Below are 1,874 nucleotides of genomic sequence, written 5' to 3' on the forward strand. Positions count from 1 at the left end.
GGCCCGAAGCGGCCGCAGCTCGAACGGCTCTGCTCCGCGGCGCCCGGACGCACCCGCGAAACCGAGTCGTCCCGGGAGCGGTGAGCGCGCTGCGGCCGCTGAGTCCCCGTGATCCCGCGGCAGCCGTGCACGGCTCCGCCACGGACGAAGTGCGGACCTTTGGACCACCCCGTTCACGCCAAAGGTCCGCACCCACCCCCACGTCCATCCGGTGTCCCGGATGTTCCGCTCCCCCCGGAGCGGCCACCCCGGCCGGCACCCGCCGCCGCGGGTACGCGCCGGGACGGCCGGGCGGCATCCCCCTCGGATCCCCCAGGAGCCGCCCGGTGCGGATCCGAACTCGCCGACCCGCACGCAAGACAAGCTCCCAGCGCGGGCTAGACGTCGGCTAAACGTCCGCTAAACGCTCCCCTGAGCAGCAAAAACGCCGGTTCAGAGACTGTCCAGCCTGGACCGCGCCTGCTCGGCGCGCGGCGAGCCGCTGGTCTCGTAGATGGACAGCGCGGTCTCCCAGCGGGTCTGCGCAACCGACCGATCGCCCCGCGCGTGCGCCGCGTCGCCGAGCCCCAGGTAGGCCGACGCCTGGTGCATCGCAGAGCCGCAGCGCTGCGCCACGTCCAGCGCTTCGTGGTGGTAGTTCTCGCCGTCGGCGAGCCTGCCGAGTTCGATGCTGACCTCGCCGCAGTTGTTCAGCACCATCGACAACGTCTCCAGGTCGTCGGCCTCGCGGTACATCACGACCGCTTCCAGCAGGTGCTCCAGGGCTTCGGCGAGGTGCCCGCCCGCCTGCTCGACCTGGGCGAGGTTGTTCAGCGCGCCCGCTTCGCGGTAGCGGTCGCCCAGCGTGCGGTACACCCGCAGCGCGTCCCGGCAGTGCACCTGCGCCTCCGCGTAGCGCTGCATCCTGAACAGCACCGCACCCATGTTGACCTGCGCCATCGCCAGCCAGCTGGGGCTGCCGGTGGCGACCGCGCAGCGGTAGGACTCCGCGTAGTGCACCAGCGCCTCCTCGTGCCGCCCGCTGCGGGCGTAGGCGACGCCGAGCCCGGCGGGCCTCAGCACCTGGCCGATCGGGTCGGCGGCGAGCCGGGCGGATTCCAGCCCGTCCCCGTAGACCTGGATCCAGTCCTCCCAGGGGCAGCGCACCACCAGGTAGTTGAACTGGCAGCGCACCAGCTGCCAGGCGTGCTGGTGCAGGCCCTGGGCCTTCGCGGGGCGCACCGCGGCGACCAGGTTCGGCCATTCCGCGTCGAACCAGGCCAGCGCTTCGGTGCGGTTGCGGATGGCGGGCTGCTCGAAGGTGGAGTCGCCGGAGAAGTCGACGTCGTCCCGCGCGGGCCGCAGGAACCTGCGGGCGTGGTCGGAGACCACCAGGTAGTAGTGCAGCAACCGCTGCAACGCGCCGCCGTCCCGCTCGCCCGTCCGCTCCTCCGGAGTGTTGAGCAGTTCCCGCGCGTACAGCCGCAGCAGGTCGTGCATCCCGAACCGGTCCGGCTCGGTCTCGGTGACCAGGTGCGCCAGCGCCAGCGCGCGCAACCTGCGGTAGGCGCCCGCCGAGTCGGTCTCGCACAGCGCTGCCACTGCTTGCGCGGTGAACGTTTGCCCGGGCACCAGCCCGAGCAGCCGGAACGTGCTGGCGTGCACCGGATGCAGGTTCCGGTAGGAGATGTCGAACGCCCGCCGCACGCTGGTGTCGGCGTCGTCGATGTCCAGCCCGTGCAACCGGTTGCTCTCGTCGGTGAGCTCGTGCACCAGGTCGGCCACGCCGCGCGCCGGGTTCGCGGCCAGCCGGGCGGCCGCGATGCGCAGCGCCAGCGGCAGCCCGCCGCAGAGTTCGGCGAGTTCGCGGGCAGCGTCCGGCTCGGCCGCGGAAC

1 protein-coding gene is annotated in these 1,874 nt (G+C 72.6%); it reads right to left on the bottom strand.

The annotated features are described in order from the left end of the window. Positions 1-432: 432 nt before the first annotated feature. Positions 433-1,874: tetratricopeptide repeat protein (locus IJH84_RS16995; RefSeq protein ID WP_295146136.1), on the bottom strand; the 1,442-nt coding region annotated here is incomplete at its 5' end.

The organism is Saccharopolyspora sp. (assembly GCF_017434145.1).
Taxonomy (GTDB): Bacteria; Actinomycetota; Actinomycetes; order Mycobacteriales; family Pseudonocardiaceae; genus Saccharopolyspora_C; species Saccharopolyspora_C galaxeae.